A 23,202-nucleotide genomic window follows, 5' to 3' on the forward strand; every position below is an offset into this window, starting at 1 on the left:
AAAAGTCGCGGCATGACAAAAATCATTAGAGTAAAAACCTTCCCCAATCTGGCGCTAAAGGAATTCATCGCTCTGGTTTGCGCATGCGCCCTGATTTGTCTCATTTCAGCTCTTGTTGACGCTCCCATGGAAGGGGCTGCGGATCCTGGCGGTGTCCCCGTGGAAAATGTTAAAGCCCCCTGGATTTTTGTCGGAATCCAACAGATGTTGAGAAGTCTTTCCCCAGAGTTGGCCGGCATTGTGATACCCATCGTTTGTTTATTGCTCGTGGCTCTTGACCCTATTTTGTTAGGCCATGGGAAAACGTCCTCCGTCGTCTTTTTCGGGGTTCTTGGAATTGCGTCGATTCTGACTTTATGGGGATTTTTGTATTGAAGAATCAGGGGAATTTTTTTTTCGGCGTCTTGATAATTTGCTCGGCGCTCTTCTTCGTAGCCTTTTTTGTGGTGTCTTACCGAGAGCATAACCCGGAGTGGAAAAAATATCAGTTGCAGGGCGTTTCTCTGGCGGTTTCCCTCCTTAATGAGCAGCTTCAAAATGAGCCGTTGGACGAAAAACAGAAAATTATCAGAGCCAAACTCCAGGAATTAGGAAAGTTTACTCCCAGAGTGATGGAAATACATCCGTTCGGCGGAAAAACGCCATCAGAATTTTGTCTAACATGTCACTTTGGAATAGAGGATACCTCAACTTCGCACCCAAACTCCACATTCGGCTGTGTGATATGTCATGGAGGCAGCGGGTCTGATCTCACAGTGAAAGGCGCTCATCGTGGTTTGATCGGAGGAGCCAACCCTACCCGCCTGGATCTTGCGTCCCAAAGCTGTGGAGGATCTTCCCTTACCATGGGCATTTGCCATACTGACAAGGCGTCTCCCATACTGGACAGAGTTCGAAACACCCCACGTTCAATAATGGCGACCAACGCGGGAATCATAGGAATTTTACGTTTTCAGTGGGGTGTGGCGAAAATGGGAGAGGAGCGTTATGGAATCAGGCCTGTTTCGGACGGTAAAACCAGGCTGGATGAAATTGGACCAGAGCTGACCAAAAATCAGACAATCCATCTGGCCGAAAGCCACTTCCGAAAATTCTGCTCGACCTGCCACTTGTGGGGGAAACAGCCTGAAGAAAAGATGGGACGTCTTGCAGGTTGCGCAGCGTGCCATGCGACCTACGATCAGACAGGTCGATACCAGGGAGGTGACCCTACAATTAACAGGTATGAAGCGGGGCATGCCGCTTACCATTCCATAAACACAAAGATAGAAGATGATCGCTGTCGAGCGTGTCACAATAGGAGCGCCAGAACGGGCCTAAACTATCATGGTGAGATGGAAAGTGAACAGTACGGGACCCCTTTTATGGGCGGATTCTATGACAACCAGACGTTGAGTGACGAAAGATTCGTATTGAATCTGGTTCCTGACATACACTTCGAAAAGAAGATGGGTTGCATAGATTGCCACACTTCCCAGGATACTATGGGAGACGGCAAAATTTACGGCCGGATGAAGGATCAGATTGAAATTAGATGTGAAGACTGCCACGGAGAGTATGATCATCCACCCAAAGTAACAGTGGCGGATTTCAACGATCCCCTTACCGTGGCGCTAAACCGTAGTTCCAAGTTCATAAAAATTTCAGACACGGATCAAATTCTTCGAACATCCAGGGACCGTCCCTTGCCCCATATCCGAAAGACTGAAAAAGGTCTTGTCCTGACAAGTAAACTGTCTGGCAAAGAGAGTCCGGTCAAAGTCATTACCAATGACAACCGGGGCCACAACATCAAAGGTCATGAACGTCTTGAATGCGACACATGCCATAGCGCCTGGAGCCCTCAATGTTACGGATGTCATCAGATACTGAATCTTGGCCTGGAAGGAAAAGATCACATCTCCGGAAAAACGACCCGTGGGGCTTGGGCTGAAGGACGTTCATATTTCAGATTTGAGAAAAACATGTTTGGCATAAATTCCAGGGGTCGCGTCGGTATCCTCGTGCCGGGCTGCCAGGTATGGAACACGGTCGTAAATGAAAAAGGCGAAGTGATTAACCCCTACAATTCCAAGATAATGCCTTTGAAAAACGGTTTGAATTCAGTCGCGATCGGCCCCACTCATCCTCATACCACAAGAAAAGAAGTCCCCAGGTGCATAGATTGTCATCTTGATTCAAAAGCTTTGGGACTAGGAGAAGGAAATATTTCCTGGGATGCCATGAAAAACACTGTTTCCATCTCACCAATCTATGATTCATCCGGCAGCGGTTTACAGATTGATTTTCCGCTGGATGGAATAATTGATGTTCACGGAAACCAGAAGCAGGGATCCTCTCATGAGCTGAGCCGAGGGTTCAATAAAGAAGAACTCAACAGAATACTTGGAATTGTACCCTGCCTACCCTGCCACGACAGGTATGATGACCCGGTGTGGACAAAACCGGGGCCTTACAAAAAAACTCCTTTATGCGGGAAGCCGTCCCGAGGCGATGACGCCCTGGGACAACCTCCGAATACATTATTACAGGCTCCCTGATATCACCATCGAAAAGTACGGGAACCGAAAAGTGCGCTATTCCCAAGGTCCTCTTCTATTCTGAGCAGTTGGTTGTACTTGGCTATTCTATCAGTCCTGGAGGCCGACCCGGTCTTAATTTGACCGGTACCTAAGGCCACCACTAAATCAGCTATTGTCGTGTCCTCGGTTTCTCCGCTCCGATGCGAAACTACGGCCGTATAACCATTTGCTAAAGCCAGATTGACAGCGTCAATTGTTTCAGTCAGAGTGCCTATCTGATTGAGTTTTATTAAAATTGAATTCGCGATGCCGTTTTCGATTCCCTTAGAAAGCAAGTCCACGTTGGTAACAAATATATCATCACCTACAAGCTGAACCTTTTGACCCAGCCTGTCAGTGAGCATTGCCCATCCATCCCAGTCATTCTCATCCAGACCGTCTTCCAAAGAGACGATCGGGTAACGTTCTATGAGATCTTCATAAAAATCTATCATTTCTTCAGCGGACTTTTTCTTTCCTTCCCCTTTGAGATCATAGACATCATTCTTGTAAAAAGAACTTGCCGCAGGATCCAGCGCTATCCAGACATTTCCTCCAGGAACATAACCAGCTTCTTCTATTGCCCTGACAATGACTGCCAGAGCCTCTTCATTCGATTTCAGATTTGGAGCGAAACCCCCTTCATCGCCTACAGATGTGTTCAATCCCATACTTTTTAGAACCTTTTTAAGTGTGTGAAAGATTTCTGCGCCAGTTCTCAGGGCGTCGGCGAAGCAGCACGCTCCTGCAGGCATGACCATGAATTCCTGGATATCGACATTGTTGTCAGCGTGAGCGCCACCGTTAAGAATGTTCATCATTGGAATAGGCAAACGTCTGGCGTCTACCCCTCCAAGGTATCTATACAACGGCATGCCCAACTCAGCAGCGCAGGCTTTGGATGCGGCGAGACTGACGCCGAGAATCGCGTTTGCTCCCAGATGGCTCTTATTAACAGTGCCATCCAGATCGATCAGCATTCTGTCCAACGAGGCCTGATCCAGCGCGTTCATTCCAAGCACTGCCGGCCTAATCTCATTCATCACGTTTTCTACGGCTTTTAGCACGCCTTTTCCCTGGAAACGATCAGGATCACCGTCGCGAAGCTCCACAGCCTCGTTCTCTCCTGTTGACGCTCCCGAGGGCACAGCAGCGCTGCCGAAAGCGCCGTCCTCGAGAATTACATCCACTTCGATGGTTGGATTTCCTCTGGAATCAAGAATCTCACGAGCCTTAACTTCACCAATATCAAATCTCATTTCATCGCCTCCTTGGTCGCACACTTAAACTTCTCGGGGAATGAATTGCCTGACGGGGCCACTAGTGTTACTATTGTAGCATAATATCCCCATAAACGCCTCCTACTGTGTAGGATTAATGTCTGTGGATAGTGATAATTAAAAGGGGGACTTGGCTTTGAAAATTTCCCGAATCCTTGTAATTGGTGGAGCGGGCTACGTAGGTTCACATTTTTCCCTGTATGCCACGAATTGTGGATTGAACGTAACTGTAATGGACAACCTGTCCAAAGGACACCGGTCCGCGTTGCGGGATTCTGAATTTATCGAAGATGATTTGCTCAATTATGACAATTTGTTGAGACATTTCTCGGAAAATCGATATGACGCAATCTTTCATTTTGCGGCCAGTTGTCTTGTCGGAGAATCAGTTTCGGACCCAGCTCAGTACTACAGAAACAATGTTCTGGCCGCGTTCAACATGCTGGAGGCCATGCGCCATACCGGGCACAACAGGGTAGTTTTCTCTTCAACCTGCGCCGTGTATGGTTACCCACAGAAACTCCCCCTCACGGAAGATCACCCCAAGAATCCAATTTCTCCATATGGAAGAACCAAACTTACAATTGAGTGGATGATGGAGGATTACAATGTCGCGTACGGAATCAGGTCCGCTCAGTTGAGATATTTCAACGCAGCCGGATGTGAACCGGATTTCGGCTTGGGAGAAGACCACAAGCCTGAAACTCACCTGATACCAAATGTAGTCCGATTTGCGCTGGACCTGTCGGAAGATCTCACAATTTTTGGAAATGATTATGAGACTAGAGACGGGACGTGCGTTCGCGATTACATCCATGTTACGGACCTCGCGGAAGCCCATCTCAAGGCTTGCGCCAAGCTGGACGAGACGCCCATCATAAGAGTTAACCTGGGAACCGGAATGGGATATAGCAACCTTGAAATAGTGGACTCTGTCCGAAAAGTATCGGGAGTTAAAATTACCCCGAATTTTGGTCCCAGAAGACCGGGCGATCCTGCGGAACTGGTCGCTGACGCCTCTCTAGCTCGCGAGCTTCTTGATTGGGAGCCAAAACGATCCAATCTGGACTCAATTGTCACAGAAGTTATAAAATGGTTTTCTCTATGCCCTCATGGTTACACTAATTAGTTGAGGCAAAGTCTAAACGTCTCCTAGAGGAAAAAGATGGCACGGATTCTGGTCACCGGCACAGCCGGATTCATCGGTTTTTATGTAGCAAAGGCGTTGCTAAATGAAGACTCAACTGTAATTGGTGTTGATAATTTTAATTCTTATTATGCGCCTGATCTGAAGTTCGCCAGAGATGAAATTCTTAGGAAAAACAAGAACTTTATTTCAATCAACTCCGATATCTCGGATCTATCATCTGTTAAGAGCATTTTCAAGGACCACAAGCCTTCCATGGTATGTCATCTCGCCGCACAGGCGGGAGTTAGATATTCTCTAAAAAATCCTTACTCTTATCAGAAAGCTAACGTCGAAGGGTTCGTCAACCTGATCGAGCAGTCAAGGCTGAACTCAATCCAAAGGTTCGTTTACGCTTCCAGTTCGAGTGTTTATGGTGGAAATACAAAACTTCCTTATAGCGAAGATGATCCGGTGGAAACCCCAGTGAGTCTCTATGCTGCGACCAAGAGGTCCAATGAACTGATAGCTTACGCATATACCCATTTGTGGGGCCTCCAAACAGTTGGTCTAAGATTTTTCACCGTATATGGCCCGTGGGGAAGACCAGACATGGCGTACTGGAGTTTCCTTGAAGCAATGCGCCATGGAGATCCCATAAAGGTATTCAATCATGGCAACAACAAGAGGGATTTTACATACATAGATGATGTGACAACCGGCGTTTTGGCTTCGCTGATGACAACGAAACTCAATCAATATGAGATAATCAACCTGGGAAACAATGAGCCTGTGGGACTAACGGATTTTATTTCTACGCTGGAAGAACTTAGCGGCCTGGTAGCTATCAAGGAAATGGTTCCTGCTCAGCCTGGGGACGTGGTAGCCACATTTGCCAGCATTGATAGGGCTTCCGAGAAACTGGGGTTCAAGCCGTCAACATCGTTACGAGAGGGACTTGAACCTTTTGTAAAATGGTATCAGGACAATCCAACTTTGGTTGACAAAGTCAGGGAGTTCAGATTCTTAAACATTGAACGGTAAGGGTAACTTCTTGAAGACATCAACAAGCCAAAGAAATTAACATACCATAATAACACCACTTTCTGTTTGCCATTGAAAGGTTGTCAAAATTGAACAAAATATTTAATCCATCTTCGGTTGTTGTCATCGGCGTTTCAAGCGATCCTAGAAACCTTGGGAAAGAAATAGCCCGGAACCTGTTTGAGTTCCGATACACTGGCGTAATTCACTTCGTGGGATTGGATGAAGGTGTGCTTTTTGGCCGAAGGATACACAAATCCTTGGACGAAATAGACGAACCGATTGATCTGGCCATAATCCTTACTCCCGCGCGAACGGTCCCGGACCTGTTAGAAAAGTGCGGAAAGAAAGGGATAACGAGGGCAATCGTAGAAAGTGGCGGTTTTGGTGAATTTGGAGGCCAGGGCGCTGAATTGAGTGGAACCCTGAAAGAAATCGCAGCCAGGTACGGCATAAGATTTATAGGTCCCAATTGCATAGGGATCATGAACGCCTCCAATGGCCTGACAACCCCTTTCGCCAGGCTCCATAATACATTCAGAGCCGGTGAGGTCGGAATTATAGCCCAAAGCGGGGGAGTGGCGTTATCCTTCCTTAACATGTTCGACAGCGAGCAGCTCGGTTTCAGCAAGTTCGCTTCAATAGGAAACAAGCTCAACATAGATGAGAATGATCTCCTGGAGTATTATATTGAAGATCCTGAAACATCTGTAATCTGTATGTATCTCGAATCAATTCCCGATGGTAGAAGATTTATGGAACTGGCAAGGAAATCCTCCAAGCCGATAGCCGTCCACAAAGCCAACATAGGCGGATTCAGCCAAACTATTGCGCAGTCTCATACAGATGCCCTGGCCAATGATGACAAAGTCGTTGACACGGCCTTGACCCAATCGGGCATGATACGGTTTCGCGACATGCGCGACTGTGTAGATTTTGTGAAGATATTAAAAGTACCCCCAATGAAGGGCCGCAACCTGGCAATAATTTCCAGGTCGGGCGGTCATGCTGTTATCGCAGCGGACGCTGCCTTCACATATGGGTTCAATTTGCCGCCTTTTAATGAAGATTTTCTGGACCAGATTAGACAGAAAGTCAGGGCAAATGTGATCAAACTGGCTAATCCCCTGGACCTCGGTGATTTGTTTGATTTTGAGGTTTATGTTCAGATCGTCGAACATACACTGCAACAACCAAATGTTGATGGAATCCTGTTGTTGCAAACGTATTTCGCCATGGTTGAGGGAGAAGCCTCACGGAAATTGCTGCGTTCTGCCGCATCCTTGTCCACAGAGTATCAAAAACCGGTGGCACTGTGTGTCTCTACTGAACAGGTGGAAATATCCCGTCTGCTCAAAGACTTTGATTTCCCGATATTTATATCTCCCGAAAGAGCTGTCAGCGCTCTAGACACCTCAATCAGATTTGAGAATCGCCGCGAATTGATAAAACAGGAAAGCTCCGAGCCGACCAAGCCTGTGGAAATGGATAGATCAGCCATCGCGAGAATTATTGACAAATCAATTTCTGAAGGTCGTTCGCCTCTGTTGCATGAAGCCCTTGACATACTCAGGTTTACTAACCTTAACATTCCCGATTACACGGTAATCAAACCAACCCAGGACATTTTAGCCAGACCTCCTGATTTTCCAGGCCCATACGCCGTCAAAGTCATCGCTCGGGAGATATCACACAAGTCGGATAGAAACGGGGTAACACTGGGGTTAAAAGACCTGAATCAAGTCAGATCAGCCTTGGACAACATGTGGGGACGGTTCATTCCGGAAACGGACCTTGGCCTTTACGGATGTCTCATTCAACAAATGGCTCGGCGCGAAGCAGGAACATACGAACTGATTGTTGGAGGAAAACGCGATCCTCAATTTGGACCTCTTGTGCTAGTGGGTTACGGTGGTGTACTAGTGGAAGTTTTCGCAAAAGCCTCCCTTCGAATAGCGCCCCCATCTTCGCGGGAAATAGATGAGATGATTGATGAACTTCCTGGATCGGAGATTTTCAAGGGTGTCCGAGGTAGGGCTCCTATCGATAGGGATAGCCTACGCAAGACAATTTCAGCCGTGTCGACTTTGATGGTCGAGTTCCCAGCCATAGACCAGATAGATGTTAACCCTGTGTGGGTTTCACCTTCAGGAGCGACAGCGATTGACGCGAGGATATTCCTGAAAGTCTAGACAGGGCGAGTCAATAATAATTGACTCGAAACGACGCAAATATCTCAATGTGCAAATAGAATCTAGGATTTTGATATGCCACACCGAATAGATGTATGTTTAAAACAATCATTACCTGATCCGGCCGGCCGACGAACAGCCGCACGGATAAAGTCGGATCTCGGATTCCAAGTTGATAGTGTTCGGGTCGCTGAAGGTTTCATAATTGATATGGACCTTGAACGACGGGAACTTGAATCTCTTGTCGAGGATGTTTTCGTAGACCCGGTTATCCAGGAAGCCACAATTGATGAACCGATTAGTTTGCCTTTCGACTGGCTTGTTGAGGTAGGATACCGACCTGGCGTAACGGACAACGTTGGTCGCACCGCCAGAGAGTCCGTTGAAAGGACTCTCGGCGTCAAATTGACATCAGGCGGGGGCGTATTTAGCAGAAAATTATACTTCTTCACAGGACAACTGACTCGCGATGAAATTGGTGGAATAGCCAAAGATTTGCTCGCTAACGATCTGATCCAGACTTCTCAGGTTTTTGCGCCATCTGACGATCGTTCGATGATAAACGTCCCAATCGTGAGATCCAAGGCGGAAATTATCGTCAAGGAAATCGACCTCAACATGTCGGATTCAGAGTTATTGCGCATAAGCCAGGAAGGCGTTTTGGCCCTTAATCTGGAAGAGATGAAGACGATCCAGAGTTTTTTCAATAACCCGGAATTTGTCAGCCAGAGGAAAAAACTGGGATTGAACGAGAAAATTACCGACTGTGAGTTGGAGGTTCTAGCCCAAACATGGTCCGAGCATTGTAAGCACAAGATTTTCAATGCGGCCATTGACTATGAAGAAAACGGACAAATATCCAAAATCAACAGCCTGTTCAAATCTTATGTTCAGAAGGCGACCGAAGATATTCGCGCCAAACTCGGAGACAACGACTTCTGCCTGTCAGTATTCAAGGATAATGCAGGCGTAATTAGACTGGATGACGAATGGAATTTGGTCGTCAAAGTCGAGACACATAATTCACCCTCAGCTTTAGACCCATACGGTGGCGCTTTGACGGGCATAGTTGGGGTAAATCGCGATCCATTCGGCACCGGCCTAGGCTGCCGTTTAATTTTCAACACGGATGTCTTTTGCTTTGCGCCGCCTGACTTTAATGGGGTTATCCCACCTCGTCTACTCCACCCCAGACGGGTTTTTGAAGGAGTTCGCGAAGGAGTCGAACACGGTGGAAACAAAAGCGGAATTCCTACCGTGAACGGCGCTGTTGTCTTCGATGAACGCTATCTTGGAAAACCACTGGTTTATTGTGGGACAGGTGGGTTGATGCCTGCAACCATTAACGGCAGGCCAGCGCACATCAAAAAGGCCAACACCGGTGACCGGATTATCATGACGGGCGGAAGGATAGGCAAAGACGGTATCCACGGAGCCACTTTTTCTTCGGAGGAGCTGCATGAAGGCTCGCCCGCAACGGCCGTTCAGATTGGAGACCCGATAACCCAGAAACGCATGACTGATTTCTTACTAATGGCTAGAGATCGGGGGCTTTATAGCTCTATAACCGATAACGGAGCGGGCGGTCTCTCCTCTTCCGTAGGTGAGATGGCGAACGAATCGGGTGGGGCCCACATCATGCTGGACAGAGCGCCTTTAAAATATCCCGGTTTGCAGCCGTGGGAAATCCTGTTGTCAGAAGCTCAGGAGAGAATGACCGTAGCCGTCCCGCCCGACAAGCTGTCGGAATTTATGGCTCTTGCGGAAAAATTGGACGTGGAGGCGACGGATCTCGGAGAATTCACCGATGATCAGTCCTTCATCGTTTACTGGCATGATGCGCCGATAGCCTATTTTCCCCTGGACTTTCTGCATGACGGAGTTCCGCAGATGCGTCTGAAGGCGACATGGGAACCTCCCAAACACCCGGAACCGAATTTTGAATGTCCTCTGGACCTGAATCAGGAATTACTTGAATTAATGAGCCGCTGGAACATTTGCTCCAAAGAGAAGCTGATTCGTCAATACGATCATGAGGTTCAAGCAGGCTCCGTGGTCAAGTCCCTAATCGGCTTGAACAATGATGGTCCTGGGGACGCAGCGGTTCAAAGACCTATGCTGGACAGGTATCTCGGTGTCGCCGTGGGCTGCGGAATCGCCCCAAGATACTCTGATATAGATACATACTGGATGATGACAGCCGTAATAGATGAAGCCGTAAGAAACATAGTCGCTGTTGGCGCTAACCCGGACCACATGGCCGGCCTAGACAATTTCTGTTGGTGTGATCCGGTAAAATCCGAAAAAACCCCTGACGGAGAATATAAACTCGCACAGTTGGTGAGAGCGAACAAAGCGCTTTACGAGCTGTGCGTCGAGTATCATATCCCGTGTATCTCGGGAAAAGACAGCATGAAAAATGACTATCTCATCGGCGGTTCAAAAATATCCATTCCCCCGACCGTTCTTTTTACGGCTGTGGGAGTTGTGCCGGACGTTCGAAAATCCGTTACCGCCGATTTCAAAACATCAGGAGACCTGATATACGTCCTTGGAACAACGCGAGACGAGGTTGGAGCGTCCGAATATTTGGCTTCAAGGGGATTCATAGGATCAAAGATCCCCAAGGTATTGAACCCGAAGTCCTCGATTGAATCCTATAGGGCCCTGTTCAGGGCTGTGACCCAGGGATTGGTCGCTTCGATTCACGACATTTCAGATGGCGGTCTCGGTGTAGCTCTGGCGGAAAGTTCATTTTCTGGAGGAATCGGAGCAAAGGTGAGCCTTGCCAAACTGGGATATGGGGGCGTTGCCCGTGATGACTTCGCATTATTCTCAGAAACCCCTTGCCGTTTCCTCATCAGCGTCTCAACGTCTAAGAGCAAAGAGTTTGAAGAAACCTTAGAGGGTTTTCCCTTGTCACTTATCGGAGATACTTCGTCCGACCTCAACCTGACTGTCGAGGGTTTGAACGGCGAGACAGTTCTTGACATAAACATCTGGGAATTAAAGAAGGCTTGGCAAGCGCCTGGTCTCTAAGGCGCCTGTCGAGGATTATGGTTTGCCCAATTTTACAATAAGGCTCAGGAGGTTGTGGCTAATATCTTCGCATGCCAGGATCTGCTTCCGGCTCTTAAGCCTTGGAGACTACGGGAGCGTTGTTTAAACAACATTACAGATTCATCAAGGGATATTCGCTGGTTCTGGCGGCCACGGCAATTTGGTCCGGGAATTTCATTGTAGCCAGGATACTTTCGAATTCAGTTCCGCCGGTTACCATTTTTATTTTCCGTTCGTTGATAGCGATTACTATTCTTGCGCCTTTTGTGGCAGGCCATTTACGCCAAGAGTTTCCAGCAATTCGCAAGCATCTCGGCTATCTTGCCCTTACAGCTTTTCTTGGGTTGACGATCTGCAACACCGTTGTATACATAGCCGCGGCTACCACCAAAGCCTTGAATCTGACTCTGATAGCAATCAGTTCCCCCGTCTTTACAATCATTTTTGCTCGAATCTTCCTGCACGACACTCTGACTCTTCGTAGGGTAATAGGTCTAGTAGCGGCTACCGCCGGAGTTGTGTTGCTCATCACCAGTGGTCAGATCTCACATTTGGCGAATTTGACGTTTTCTGAGGGTGATTTGTGGATGCTTGGACAGGCTTCGTCTTTTGCCCTTTACACCATTTTGGTCAGGATGAAACCTGGTGAACTCAGTCCGCTCACATTTCTATTTTCTCTATTCATTATAGGCATGCTTTTTTTATTGCCATTGTTCCTGTGGAAACTACCTGAAACAGAGGCGGTCCACTTTACCCCGGCCATCTTGGGGGCGATTCTCTATTTGGGTGTCGGTCCATCATTGTTAGCCTACCTGTGCTGGAATGAATCGGTCGCAATCATTGGTCCCGCCCGCGCGTCATTTGTCTATTACTGTCTGCCGCTCTTTAGCGGTGTTGAGGGTCTGTTATTGCTGGGTGAACAGGTAACGGCCATTCATGTGTTCAGTGGTGTGATGATTTTAGCCGGCGTCATATTTGCAACATCAGAATAAAAGTCTCCAAATTATCAGCGTCGCTGTGTTCCACACTTACGAACGGAATATAAAATAAACGGCGCCAAGCAAACAGAAGGCCGCCCACAGATAGTCCAGCTTAAGCGGTTGGCCCATATAAAATATAGCAAACGGAGCAAATACCCCCAATGTAACGACCTCTTGCATTATTTTCAGTTGCGGGAGACTTAACTCAGTATAGCCTATACGGTTTGCAGGGACTTGCAGGAGATACTCGAACAATGCGATGCCCCAACTCGCCAAAGCGGCTATGTACCACTTTTTGTCATTCAGATTTCTAAGGTGGGCATACCAAGCAAAGGTCATGAAAATATTTGACAACATTAGCAGTGTCAATGTCCTCAAAATTACCGGCATATTATACTAATACCTTCTTAATATGGTTTATATGTATTTGGGATTTATCTTCCTTTGACATGAATCAAATGTGAGACCACCGGAGGATTGGACCCAACATGAAAAGAACGGACCCGGTCTTCGACCGCTCGGTCTCCAATAGTGAAACGCGCGTGCTGACGAACATGCTCAGCCCAGGAATCTACAATGAATGTCTCCACGTATTTCCCCGGATCAGTAATGTCGTGGAACAAGCCCCATCGTCTAGCGCCGTCACGATGGCGAATACGTTTAAGTTCGTATGCTGAGTCAACAAATTCGCCCAATTTTTCCACGTCAATGTGGTATTCAACCATTACCAGCACTGGCCCATCCTCCGGATCCGGATCAAAAGCCACAAGCGGCTCGGACCAGTGCAACGATGGCCTGAGATCCAATTCTCTGATCCCCTTTAGGGGCCACAGGAAAGCCCCCGCTACTCCTGTCGCCAGACCAAATCCGGCTAAAAGAAGAGCCAACGAGTTTCCCCAGAATTCCGCTATTGTCCCCCACATAACACTGGACACACCCATTAGTCCCTGAAAAGCCAGTGTGTAAAATCCTAGCGCCCGTGACTGAACCCATGAGGCGGCGGACGTTTGGGCCGCCACGTTAAAACTTGCCATTACAGTTACCCAGGCTATCCCTCCGGCAATCATGAAGCCGTAAAGCAGGAAATCAATTCGTAGGTATCCGAGCGTGACTGTCACTATCCCAAAAATTATAGTCGCCAAAATCAACAGGTTGTCGAGCGTCATCCTCTTTCTGGCGCTCGGTAGAATCGCGGCGCCGGCTAGAGCCCCTAATCCGAAAAAACCTACAAGAGCCCCATAGCCGCGTGATGTCATGCCAAGTTCATGTCGGGCTACCAATGGCATCAACGCCCATAGGGCGCTCCCGCAAGTGACGAATATGCAACAGCGGATTAACGCGGAACGCAATTCTGGGGCATGAAGAATATATCGAGTTCCCGCGCGAATTGCCCCCATCACATGTTCCGCTGGTAACGGATTTTCCCTCTGAGACGAATCCCAACGATAAATTATAACAATCACACCTAGAAAAGATAACGCATTCAAAAAAAATACCGGACCTGGTCCCCAAAACGCCACAATAGCCCCTCCCAAGGCCGGACCGATCGCTCTGGCGATGTTGAAAGCCACACTGTTTAACGCCACGGCCTGCGGTAGTTCTTTTCTGGGAACCAGGCGTGGAACCACCGTTTGCCAGATCGGCATGTTCATGGCCGCCCCCATCCCAAGGGCAAAAGTAAAAGAGAGCAGTATCCATGGGGTTGTGGCGTTCATAAACGTTACAATACTCAAGCCTGCGGCGGCGACTGTCATCCAGCCCTGAGTAAAAAGCAGGAGTCGTCTTCGATCAACTATGTCGGCGATCGCTCCAGCGGGCAGCACCACCAAAAAAACTGGAAGACTGCTCGCAGTTTGCATCAGGGAGACCATGACCGGCGAACTCGATAGGGACGTCATCATCCACACACCGGCCACGTTCTGCATCCACGTCCCAACATTTGACACCGTGGCCGCTATCCATAGCGCTCGAAAAACTGAATAGGCTAGTGGGCTCCATGGAGAATAATTTTGGATTTTGTCTTCAGACATGCCGACCTTCGGGTAAACTAATTCACTGAGTTAATGTATCCCCGAAATTCATCATTGGAAAGGAGCGTGACCTTGTATCAACTTGACAGGGGTAATCGAGAAACTCCATTAGGACCCTGCCGTCACCCCAATTGTCCAGCCGCTGCAGTGTCGGCCAGGATCAGAGAATTGTCCCTCCGGATTCGGCCACATGGAATTGATTGATCGCCATTCCAAAGTCGCTCAACTACTTCAGTCTTCTCTCCCCCTGTCACCAACCACAGAATCATCCGGGAACGATTAATGATCGGATACGTCAATGTCATTCGACGTGTACCCTGATAAAGGCCGGTCAAAGCGACATCCTCTCCGGTGATTTCAAGAACGGGGTCTTCGGGCAGCAACGAAGCGGTATGTCCGTCCGGTCCTAGTCCAAGGTGGACCAGGTCAAGCACGGGCGGCGCCCCGGCTATCTCTCGCAGAATTGTCGCGTAACGGCTAGCGGCGGAAGATAGGTCTTCTTCCTCCACCGGCATCGCATAGACCTGCTTTGGGTCGATTCTATGGTTTTGCAGGAGGATTTCACTGATGTGAGTAAGATTTCGGAGCGGGTCGCCTACGGGAGCCACCCGTTCGTCCACTTGAGCCAGCAGCACGCGTTCCCATGGGACATCAAGAGCTATCAGAGACCGTAGCATTGCCCACGGAGTGCGACCACCACTGAGCGCCATAACGAATCTTCCGCGGTCGGCGACCGCCTCCCTGGCCTCCGCTGCGATAATAGCGGCGGCTTCTTGGGCGACCGAATATTCGTCGGCAAAAACTTTGATCTTCATGACAGATTCTCCCCATTTAGGTTGCCCCTTCTTTTAGATCAGCGCCCATAATAGATCAACGTTCATCATGTGGTGGCCCGCATTTTTCGATAGCGACGGATAAGGCCGTTAGTCGAACCGTCATGGATGAGAACAGGCTCCTCCGACAACTCAAGTTCGGGAATAATCCTCTCTGCAAGCGCTTTACCCAGTTCCACTCCCCACTGGTCAAATGAGTTGATGTTCCAGATAACACCTTGTGTAAATACTGAGTGCTCGTACAACGCGACAAGTCTGCCGAGCGTTTTCGGAGTCAGTTGCTCTGCGAGGATGGTATTGGACTGGCGGTTGCCTTCGAACACACGGTGTGGAGCGAGCCAATCCGGAGTTCCCTCAGCTTTCACCTCTTCAAGTGTCTTTCCAAACGCCAGGGCCTCCGCCTGGGCGAAAACATTGGCCAGAAGCATGTCGTGATGACGACCGACGGGATTGATCGATCGGCCAAACGCAATAAAGTCACAGGGAATCATTTCGGTCCCCTGATGTATCAACTGATAAAAAGAGTGCTGACCGTTGGTCCCCGGCTCACCCCAGTAGACCGGCCCTGTCTGATAGGTAACATTGGTTCCTTCGATCGTGACATGTTTGCCGTTACTCTCCATTGTCAACTGTTGAAGATAAGCCGGGAAACGACTGAGATACTGCTCGTACGGCAAGACAGCCACAGTGCGGGCGTTGCAAAAGTTGTTACGCCATATAGCCAGAAGCCCCATGAGCGCCGGAAGGTTACGCTCGAAAGCTGTGCGCCGGAAATGCTCATCCATCTCGTGGAAGCCGGCCAACATCTCACTGAAGTCGTCCGGACCAATGGATAGCATTGTGGAAAGGCCGATGGCCGAGTCCATGGAGTACCGCCCACCGACCCAATCCCAGAATCCAAACATGTTCGCGGTATCAATACCAAATTTAGTCACTGCCTTGGCGTTGGTCGAAACAGCGACAAAGTGTTTGGCGACAGATTTTTGATCTCCCCCGAGGCCGGCGACTAACCAGGAGCGAGCGGTATGGGCGTTCGTCATTGTCTCCAGCGTGGTAAAAGTTTTAGACGAGATTATGAAAAGAGTCTCAGACGGGTCCAAATCTTGAACAGCTTCCCGGAAGTCTGTTCCATCAATATTGGAGACGAACCGAAAGGTCATAGAGCGATCACTATAATGTTTGAGAGCCTCGTAAGCCATCACTGGCCCCAGATCGGAGCCCCCGATACCAATGTTGATGATATTGGCAATGCGCTTGCCCGTGTGGCCTTTCCATTCTCCGCTTCGGACGCGGGCGCAGAATTGAGTCATCTTGTCGAGAACCGCGTGGACTTCAGGTACTACGTTCACTCCGTCCACAAGGATGGTCGCGTCCCTCGGAGCGCGTAGGGCTACGTGCAAAACGGCCCGGTTTTCGGTAACATTGATCCTGTCTCCGCGAAACATGCCAGCTATCCGATCGCTTAGCCCCGATTCCTCCGCAAGCTGAATCAGGAGTTTCAAGGTTTCTTCAGTTATCAGATTTTTGGAATAATCGAGATAAATCCCCACATCCTCCAATGTGAAGCGCTCGCCCCGTTTATGGTCGTCCTCGAATAGCTTTCGGAGACTCAGTTTCCTGATTCGCTCATAGTGGGCTGCCAGAGCCGTCCATGCTGGTAGTTCAGTAAGTGGCGCTACTTTCGAGGTCATGTTCTTGCTCCTTTATCTCCTTGGTAGGCATAGAAAGGTTATTTTAGCGATATTAAGATCTGTGATCAAATTGTTCCGCTCCTGCCCGTTTTATGAGTTAGGATCTTGACGTGTAATTTGTTTCACAAATGTATTATTGTTTTCCAGTAACATTTTACTCCCGGATTGATTACCGCAAGGATAACCAATGTCACAGAGCATTGAAGATCGAATACATGAAATAGGTCAAAAGATCTATTCACTAATGGGACAGGAACTCCCTTCCGTGTTCGATAGAAAAAAATGGAGCGGGCGGCTTACCGATTGGGTGATGAAAGATGAAGCCCTCAAAATTCAGCTTTTTCGGTTCGTGGATGTCCTCCCTACTCTAAAGAGCGACCCTCTCGTTGTTAGAATGCTCAAGGAGTATTTTGAGGATGTCCCGGACAATCCTTTCCTGCATGGTATCGGGCGGCTCTCGGGTATTTTGCCTCACGTTGCGGCCAAAGCCGTTAGAACCGGCGTGGAATCTATGGCTGAGCAGTTTATCGGGGGCCGAGATGAACACGATGCGCTAAAAGTATTACAGAAACTGAGAGATGAGGGAATCACATTCGGTGTTGACCTGTTGGGTGAGGCGGTGTTGGCTGATTCTGAGGCGTTCAGTCACGCCGAGCGTTACAGGAGGCTCCTCAAATATGTGGCCCCCCTGATAAATCAATGGCCGGAAGTTCCCATCGTCGACTATGACAATCACGGGCGAATTCCTGTTCTGGATGTTTCAGTCAAGATCTCGTCATTATACTCCCAGATCGACCCAAGGAACTGGGACGGCTCAATACGAAACATCAAGGAAACGTTGATACCGCTCATTAAGCAGGCAATTGAAATGGACGTGTCAATCACACTGGATATGGAAAGTTACCATTTCAAGAGCCTAACAATAGCTGTTTTCAGGAGCCTATTCGATGACGTCCCTGATCTGAAATTCGCTGGTCTGGTCCTTCAGGCGTACCTCCCTGAAACAAAAAGTGACCTTCTCAGCCTCATGGATTGGGCGACAAAGACAAAAAATCGAATCGCTGTTCGCCTTGTCAAAGGCGCATACTGGGACTACGAAACGGTCATTAACCAGCAGCAGGGTTGGCCTGTACCTGTCTTTCTGAATAAAGAAGAGACCGACCTGAATTACGAAGAACTCACCAGGATTCTTCTTGAAAATACGGAGCGCATACGCCCGGCAATCGCCACACACAACATCAGGAGTATCAGTCACGCCATAGCTACCGCCAATGCGTTGAATCTGCCTCTACCGGCCTTAGAATTCCAGATGATTTACGGAATGGCTGAGCCGGTTCGCCAGGCGCTGCAGAAAATGAATTACAGGGTACGTGCCTACACTCCGATCGGTGAATTAATCCCTGGAATGGCCTATCTGATCAGGAGATTACTGGAAAACACCTCAAATGAGTCTTTCCTCCGCAAATCCTTCTCTGAAAGCGTCTCCGTCGATGAATTGCTCAAAGCCCCCAAAAAGCCGTCGGATCGACAAAAATCTTTTGAATCGTTCCATCAGGAATTCATAAACGAGCCATTGATTGATTTCTCAATTTTCGACAACCGCAAGAACATGACAGAGGCGCTCCGAAAGACGCGACAAATGTTAGGCCGGAAATATCCTATCTTGATCGGAGCCAAGGACGTTTGGACGGATCAGAAGATCCTGTCACTCAATCCCTCAAGCCCAAACGAAATCGTCGGCCATGTTTGCGCAGGATCGAAAGAAGACGCTGAGAAGGCAATTGCAACGGCCCGATTAGCCTGGCCTTCGTGGAGAAAAACCTCTGTTGAAGAACGAACAGGGATCCTGCTTCGAGCCGCTCAGGAAATTCGCAAGAAACGATTCGAACTCATGGCTCTGGAAGTCTACGAAGTCGGAAAAATATGGACCGAGGCTGATGGAGATGTGGCGGAAGCGATAGATTATCTCGAATATTACGCTGCGGAGATGACCAGACTTGGCGATCCAAAAACCATGGGCAATTATCCCGGTGAGGTAAACGAATATTTTTATGAACCCAGAGGCGTCGGCGCCGTTATCGCTCCGTGGAACTTCCCACTCGCGATATCAACCGGTATGGTGTCGGCCGCTCTGGTTACAGGGAATTGCGTGATTTTCAAACCGTCCAGTCTGGCGCCTGTCCTGGGATGGCGTCTCACAGACATATTCAGGTCTGTCGGACTTCCCCCGGGGGTTTTGAACTTTGTTCCAGGCCCTGGCCAGGAAGTGGGAGAGTGTCTTGTTGCAAGCGCCATAATCGATTTCATCGCATTTACCGGCTCAAGAGATGTGGGGCTGAACATTGTCAAACTTGCCGGAGCCATGCAACCCGGACAAATCAACGTGAAACGGGTCATTGCCGAGATGGGCGGCAAGAATGCAATAATTGTCGATGAAACTGCCGACCTGGATGAAGCTGTCAAGGGAGTCCTTGACTCCGCATTGAGTTTTCAGGGGCAGAAATGTTCGGCATGTTCCAGAGTTATTGTGGTCGGAGACCATTATGATGAATTTTGCCGTAGATTAAAGGAGGCTATGGAGAGTATCGTCATAGGGCCTCCGGAAGAAGCTGCGACTTATATGGGGCCGCTAATAGACAAGGCGGCAATGAACAAAATAGAAGACTACATAAGGCTGGGCAACCGGGAGGGGAAAGCTGTCCTTGTCCGCAGTGTTCAGAGAGACGGTTATTTTGTGGGACCAGCGATTTTCACTGACGTGAGCCCTGATTCCAGGATTGCCCAGGAAGAAATATTCGGCCCAGTTCTTGTCGTCATAAAAGCGCAAAACCTCGATGACGCTATAGACATCGCAAATGCCACGCCTTATGCGCTTACAGGTGGCATATTTACAAGGAGCCCTGCTAACATTCAAAAGGTCAAGAGTGATTTCAGGGTTGGCAATCTCTATATCAACCGAAAGATAACAGGCGCTTTGGTGGCAAGACAGCCTTTCGGAGGGTTCGGCATGTCTGGTGTGGGCTCCAAGGCGGGTGGCCCTGATTATCTCTTACAGTTCATGAACATTAGGAGTATCAGTGAAAACACGCTTAGACGAGGGTTCGCCCCTAGAGTCCAGGCTGATAAATAAGTTTCAGAATTACGCAAAATCCCCAAATCTGTTTCCTAATCCTGGAGGAGTTTAACATGTCCCAAAATAAGAAGAAAATTGATCCCACTTGCGCCACTTGCCCCAATCAAATGCCCGAGATGTTATGCATGTACGAGAGTGGCTCCAGTCACAAAGGCTGCCCAACTGTCAGTCGTAAAGAGCTTTTGACCAAGGCTAACAGCATTTACGAAAATCCCGAGATCCAGAATTTCGCCCACCAGGCGTCAGTGCAGGAGTCAGCGTGCTACGCGAATCGACAAGAGCGTCCCTACGTGATGCAACCCACCAAAACCCGCATCGTCGAAATCTGTGAATTTGCAAACCGCATGGGTTTCAAACGGCTTGGGCTTGTTTTTTGTGTCGGACTGAAGAATGAGGCGGCGATTGTGGATCAGATATTTAAAAAAAATGGCTTTGATGTTGTTTCGGTCTGTTGCAAGGCTGGAAGAACTTCAAAGGACCTTATTGGCATAGAGGATCAGGACAAGATCTTTCAGGGAACTGACGAGGCAATGTGTAATCCGGTTTTTCAAGCGATGCTACTCAATGACGAGAAAACTGATTTTAACGTGCTGCTTGGGCTATGTGTTGGACATGATTCTTTGTTCTTCAAACATGCCGAGGCCTACACTACCGTTTTAGCCGTCAAGGATCGTGTTACCGGCCACAACCCATTGGCCCCGATTTACCTTCATGGCACGTATTACAAAAAACTGCTATCGTAAAAAGACAACATGATTAAACCATCTGATCCCGATGTGAGTAAGATCGATTCACGAATTCAGAAAGTGGCTACCTCTGACGTAAATAGTTTCCATAGATTCACTCCCTGATATGCGCTTTTTATGTTAGCGACGGCCATGCCAGTGAAGTGGACGTCGCTTCATGTGGGCCACGGCCAGAATTCTCATCTCTTCAGGTAGTACGGAATAGATCAACGAGTAAGGAAATGTCTTCAGGTGTTTTTTTCGGATCCTGCCTTGAATGGGCGATGACGCAGTAGGAAACTGCTGAATGTTTTCAATAGCTATTTCTACTTGGTCCAGAAATGTCGAACCAAGTCCGGGACACTGACCGTCATAGAAATCTGCTGCTTGATTGATTTCAACTTCTGCAGCTTCGTGGATGACAAGCCTATGCATTATTTCCGACTAGCTCGGACACGGGTGAGAGCTTCTTTGGCGGAATACCCTCGGGCCGTGCCTTGGTCCAATTCATTGTCCCGCCTTGCGGCCTCAGTCACCCATAGACTTTCGATTTCAACCTCACTTATTGTATCGAGGCTATTTATAAGTTCTTTGGCCAAATAGGCGCGAGACTCCGGATTTAATTTCAAAACCTCGTTTCTCAGTTCTTCGATGCCCATATTTCCTCTCCTGAATGTTTCTTCTGCCTCAAATCTCATTGTCTAATAATTTAATACTTCAATCAAGATAACAAATCAGAACATTCCAATGTGTTACCGTTTTTAGCTATGTTGAGGAAGTGGCTCGCACTCAGGAACTGTCTTCAACTTAACGTAGAAATTGTTTCTCAATTCCGGGGAAAGTTCCGTCAATTGTGATTGGATACCGCTACGAATTTTATTCTTGAAATCGTAATAATGTTCCGCCACGATCAATGACACCAGGAATCGGTCAAAGCGGGTCGGAAATTTCCATAACGCTTTAAAGAAGTATTTCCAGAACAGGAATCGAGTAGAATAAACTATCCCATTTCTAAATATTGTTATGGCCGTAGCCCTGAGTTCCCATAAATATGGGCGCTTAAAAGGTTTTTTATATTCAGGCGGTTTCATCTCTGCGAAGTGATTATAAGCTCTCTCAATATAGGTTTCGGGTTTATACAATGAGCTGTAAACAGCTACGAATTCGTTAGCAATTTCTTCAAGAGGCCTGGTAGGCACGAAATTGACCAGACCGGTTTGATTACTCAAATTCTCTTCTTTCATTTCCAACAGACGGTTTTCCGACTGAAGCCGGATGGAGAGATCTGTGCCGGGTCCTGCCTGAAGAAGAGTAGTAAATAGTTCCGGAATGTGGTTCTTCTCGGCGAAGCTAGTCAAACGCCCACCAGCTCCTTTGGTTTCTTCATCAAACCCAAGGATTGCGCCGGCTATTATCTGGAACCCTGCCTTTGAAATTTTCCGGCACACCTGGTTTAAATCTACGTTGGTGTTCTGAATTTTCCCGGCGCCTATAAGACTGGCCTCATCTGAGGTCTCTATTCCCACAAAGACTCTATTAAATCCTGCGACATACATGTCTTCCATGAGCTTTTCGTCTGCGGCCAGATTTACGGACGCCTGGGTGTAAAAATCAAAAGGCTTATTTCTGGCTTCCATCCAGGGTATTAATTGCTTCAACAAGGCTTTCGTCTTATTAACGCTACCGATAAAATTATCATCAACAAAAAAAACATGCCGCCGCCAGCCCAGTTTATAAATGAGTTCAAGTTCCTGAATGATCTGTTCAGGGTTTTTGGCGCGTACTTTTCGACCTAACATCATAGTGACATCGCAGAATTCGCACTTGAACGGACAGCCTCTGGTGAACTGAACCTCCATGTCTACGTAGGCGTTCATATCAAGCAAATCAAACCTCGGGACAGGGCTTTTCGTCATTTCGGCTCGTTCGTCTGATTGAATGATGCGTCCGAAATCCTTTTTCTTTAGACAGGCAAGAATTTCGCCCATGACGACTTCTGCTTCGCCTCTTACGACAAGATCAGCGCCCGCCTCGAAAGCCTGCTCAGGAACGTGAAAAGACCATGGCCCACCGACTACCACAGGTTTGCCACGCTTCTTCGCTTCCTTGATGACTTCGATAATGCCCTTTTGTTGAACTGTCATTCCTGAGATGAAAACCAGTTCTGATCGGTCCCACTGGGATTCGGATATGTCCTGTAAGACCATATCTACCAACTCGACATTCCAGTCATTTGGGATGAGCGAAGCGAGGGTTAAAAGTCCGAGTGGAGGAAGTAGACCTTTTTTGCCGGTCATTTTCAGGACTTTGTTGTATGACCAGAATGTCTGTGAATAAACGGGATTGACTAGAAGCGTTTGCATGAGTAATTCCGGGGAAAGAACTTTACTTTACTTTCCCAGTTGATGACTATGGGAAAAAGCTAACCAAAAAGGTTGAATATCCTGGGAAAAGAGCGTCTAATACGCTAAACAAGTATTTACGACAAAAGATCGTACGGTTGCGCCTCATTGTTTAAGTTACTCCGTTTAACATAGAGGATCAAGA

At 48.2% G+C, this 23,202-nt stretch carries 17 protein-coding genes; 9 read left to right on the top strand and 8 right to left on the bottom strand.

Annotated features, from left to right (window positions below; genetic code table 11):
- Window positions 1–12 precede the first annotated feature (12 nt).
- Together WC647_14980 and WC647_14985 are read left to right on the top strand one after the other, a co-directional pair.
- Entirely contained in the window at window positions 13–375 is a 363-nt protein-coding gene (locus WC647_14980; GenBank protein ID MFA6223611.1) for a hypothetical protein, read from the top strand.
- On the top strand, window positions 372–2,540 hold the full coding sequence (locus WC647_14985) for a hypothetical protein (GenBank protein ID MFA6223612.1): 2,169 nt from the start codon (window positions 372–374) through the stop codon (window positions 2,538–2,540). The genes WC647_14980 and WC647_14985 overlap by 4 nt, the downstream gene beginning before the upstream one ends.
- A 2-nt stretch (window positions 2,541–2,542) precedes the next feature.
- Here WC647_14985 and eno read toward each other — a convergent pair whose 3' ends face one another.
- Window positions 2,543–3,820: a phosphopyruvate hydratase gene (eno, locus tag WC647_14990; GenBank protein ID MFA6223613.1), complete on the bottom strand. Its 1,278-nt coding sequence runs from the start codon at window positions 3,818–3,820 to the stop codon at window positions 2,543–2,545.
- A gap of 157 nt (window positions 3,821–3,977) precedes the next feature.
- On the opposite strand from eno, the gene galE reads away from it, so the two are divergent.
- The 5 genes from galE (at window position 3,978) to WC647_15015 (ending at window position 12,255) form a co-directional block, all read left to right on the top strand.
- Complete coding sequence (gene galE / locus WC647_14995; GenBank protein ID MFA6223614.1) at window positions 3,978–4,970, top strand: UDP-glucose 4-epimerase GalE; 993 nt, start codon at window positions 3,978–3,980, stop codon at window positions 4,968–4,970.
- A 36-nt stretch (window positions 4,971–5,006) separates the two neighbouring features.
- Window positions 5,007–6,011 (top strand): NAD-dependent epimerase/dehydratase family protein, encoded by a 1,005-nt coding sequence (locus WC647_15000; GenBank protein ID MFA6223615.1) that lies wholly within the window; start codon window positions 5,007–5,009, stop codon window positions 6,009–6,011.
- An 89-nt stretch (window positions 6,012–6,100) separates the two neighbouring features.
- On the top strand, window positions 6,101–8,203 hold the full coding sequence (locus WC647_15005; GenBank protein MFA6223616.1) for an acetate--CoA ligase family protein: 2,103 nt from the start codon (window positions 6,101–6,103) through the stop codon (window positions 8,201–8,203).
- 75 nt (window positions 8,204–8,278) lie between these two features.
- Window positions 8,279–11,242: a phosphoribosylformylglycinamidine synthase subunit PurS gene (locus WC647_15010; GenBank protein ID MFA6223617.1), complete on the top strand. Its 2,964-nt coding sequence runs from the start codon at window positions 8,279–8,281 to the stop codon at window positions 11,240–11,242.
- 119 nt (window positions 11,243–11,361) lie between these two features.
- Entirely contained in the window at window positions 11,362–12,255 is an 894-nt protein-coding gene (locus WC647_15015; GenBank protein ID MFA6223618.1) for a DMT family transporter, read from the top strand.
- 36 nt (window positions 12,256–12,291) lie between these two features.
- On the opposite strand, the gene WC647_15020 is transcribed toward WC647_15015, so the two are convergent.
- The 4 genes from WC647_15020 to pgi all read right to left on the bottom strand — a co-directional run bounded on the left by WC647_15020 (window position 12,292) and on the right by pgi (window position 16,797).
- Window positions 12,292–12,633: a DMT family protein gene (locus tag WC647_15020; GenBank protein MFA6223619.1), complete on the bottom strand. Its 342-nt coding sequence runs from the start codon at window positions 12,631–12,633 to the stop codon at window positions 12,292–12,294.
- A 44-nt stretch (window positions 12,634–12,677) separates the two neighbouring features.
- Complete coding sequence (locus WC647_15025; GenBank protein MFA6223620.1) at window positions 12,678–14,273, bottom strand: MFS transporter; 1,596 nt, start codon at window positions 14,271–14,273, stop codon at window positions 12,678–12,680.
- 122 nt (window positions 14,274–14,395) lie between these two features.
- The gene (pgl, locus tag WC647_15030) at window positions 14,396–15,088 is read right to left on the bottom strand and encodes a 6-phosphogluconolactonase (protein MFA6223621.1); all 693 of its coding nucleotides are present in this window, start codon (window positions 15,086–15,088) and stop codon (window positions 14,396–14,398) included.
- Window positions 15,089–15,153: 65 nt separating this feature from the next.
- On the bottom strand, window positions 15,154–16,797 hold the full coding sequence (gene pgi, locus WC647_15035; protein ID MFA6223622.1) for a glucose-6-phosphate isomerase: 1,644 nt from the start codon (window positions 16,795–16,797) through the stop codon (window positions 15,154–15,156).
- A gap of 187 nt (window positions 16,798–16,984) precedes the next feature.
- Here pgi and pruA point away from each other — a divergent pair, with 187 nt between their 5' ends.
- Window positions 16,985–19,927 carry an L-glutamate gamma-semialdehyde dehydrogenase gene (gene pruA, locus WC647_15040; GenBank protein ID MFA6223623.1) on the top strand — a complete coding sequence of 981 codons (2,943 nt, stop codon included), beginning with the start codon at window positions 16,985–16,987 and terminating at the stop codon, window positions 19,925–19,927.
- Between the two features lie 56 nt (window positions 19,928–19,983).
- Window positions 19,984–20,673 carry a DUF1847 domain-containing protein gene (locus WC647_15045; protein ID MFA6223624.1) on the top strand — a complete coding sequence of 230 codons (690 nt, stop codon included), beginning with the start codon at window positions 19,984–19,986 and terminating at the stop codon, window positions 20,671–20,673.
- A 123-nt stretch (window positions 20,674–20,796) separates the two neighbouring features.
- Here the strand turns inward: WC647_15045 and WC647_15050 are convergent, their stop codons facing one another.
- From WC647_15050 to WC647_15060, 3 genes are all read right to left on the bottom strand, one after another.
- Complete coding sequence (locus tag WC647_15050) at window positions 20,797–21,090, bottom strand: type II toxin-antitoxin system RelE/ParE family toxin (protein ID MFA6223625.1); 294 nt, start codon at window positions 21,088–21,090, stop codon at window positions 20,797–20,799.
- Window positions 21,090–21,314 carry an addiction module protein gene (locus WC647_15055; protein ID MFA6223626.1) on the bottom strand — a complete coding sequence of 75 codons (225 nt, stop codon included), beginning with the start codon at window positions 21,312–21,314 and terminating at the stop codon, window positions 21,090–21,092. The genes WC647_15050 and WC647_15055 overlap by 1 nt, the downstream gene beginning before the upstream one ends.
- A gap of 102 nt (window positions 21,315–21,416) precedes the next feature.
- Window positions 21,417–23,018, bottom strand: a complete 1,602-nt coding sequence (locus tag WC647_15060) for a DUF4070 domain-containing protein (GenBank protein ID MFA6223627.1) — start codon at window positions 23,016–23,018, stop codon at window positions 21,417–21,419.
- Window positions 23,019–23,202: the final 184 nt, after the last annotated feature.

It is taken from the genome of Desulfomonilaceae bacterium (genome assembly GCA_041662605.1).
GTDB lineage: Bacteria > Desulfobacterota > Desulfomonilia > Desulfomonilales > Desulfomonilaceae > CAJBEZ01.

Coding starts and splice junctions, on each gene's coding strand:
- WC647_14980 (MFA6223611.1), top strand. CDS start 13: ATGACAAAAATCATTAGAGTAAAAACCTTCCCCAATCTGGCGCTAAAG.
- eno (MFA6223613.1), bottom strand. CDS start 3,820: ATGAGATTTGATATTGGTGAAGTTAAGGCTCGTGAGATTCTTGATTCC.
- WC647_15000 (MFA6223615.1), top strand. CDS start 5,007: ATGGCACGGATTCTGGTCACCGGCACAGCCGGATTCATCGGTTTTTAT.
- WC647_15010 (MFA6223617.1), top strand. CDS start 8,279: ATGCCACACCGAATAGATGTATGTTTAAAACAATCATTACCTGATCCG.
- WC647_15020 (MFA6223619.1), bottom strand. CDS start 12,633: ATGCCGGTAATTTTGAGGACATTGACACTGCTAATGTTGTCAAATATT.
- WC647_15025 (MFA6223620.1), bottom strand. CDS start 14,273: ATGTCTGAAGACAAAATCCAAAATTATTCTCCATGGAGCCCACTAGCC.
- pgl (MFA6223621.1), bottom strand. CDS start 15,088: ATGAAGATCAAAGTTTTTGCCGACGAATATTCGGTCGCCCAAGAAGCC.
- pgi (MFA6223622.1), bottom strand. CDS start 16,797: ATGACCTCGAAAGTAGCGCCACTTACTGAACTACCAGCATGGACGGCT.
- pruA (MFA6223623.1), top strand. CDS start 16,985: ATGTCACAGAGCATTGAAGATCGAATACATGAAATAGGTCAAAAGATC.
- WC647_15045 (MFA6223624.1), top strand. CDS start 19,984: ATGTCCCAAAATAAGAAGAAAATTGATCCCACTTGCGCCACTTGCCCC.
- WC647_15050 (MFA6223625.1), bottom strand. CDS start 21,090: ATGCATAGGCTTGTCATCCACGAAGCTGCAGAAGTTGAAATCAATCAA.
- WC647_15055 (MFA6223626.1), bottom strand. CDS start 21,314: ATGGGCATCGAAGAACTGAGAAACGAGGTTTTGAAATTAAATCCGGAG.
- WC647_15060 (MFA6223627.1), bottom strand. CDS start 23,018: ATGCAAACGCTTCTAGTCAATCCCGTTTATTCACAGACATTCTGGTCA.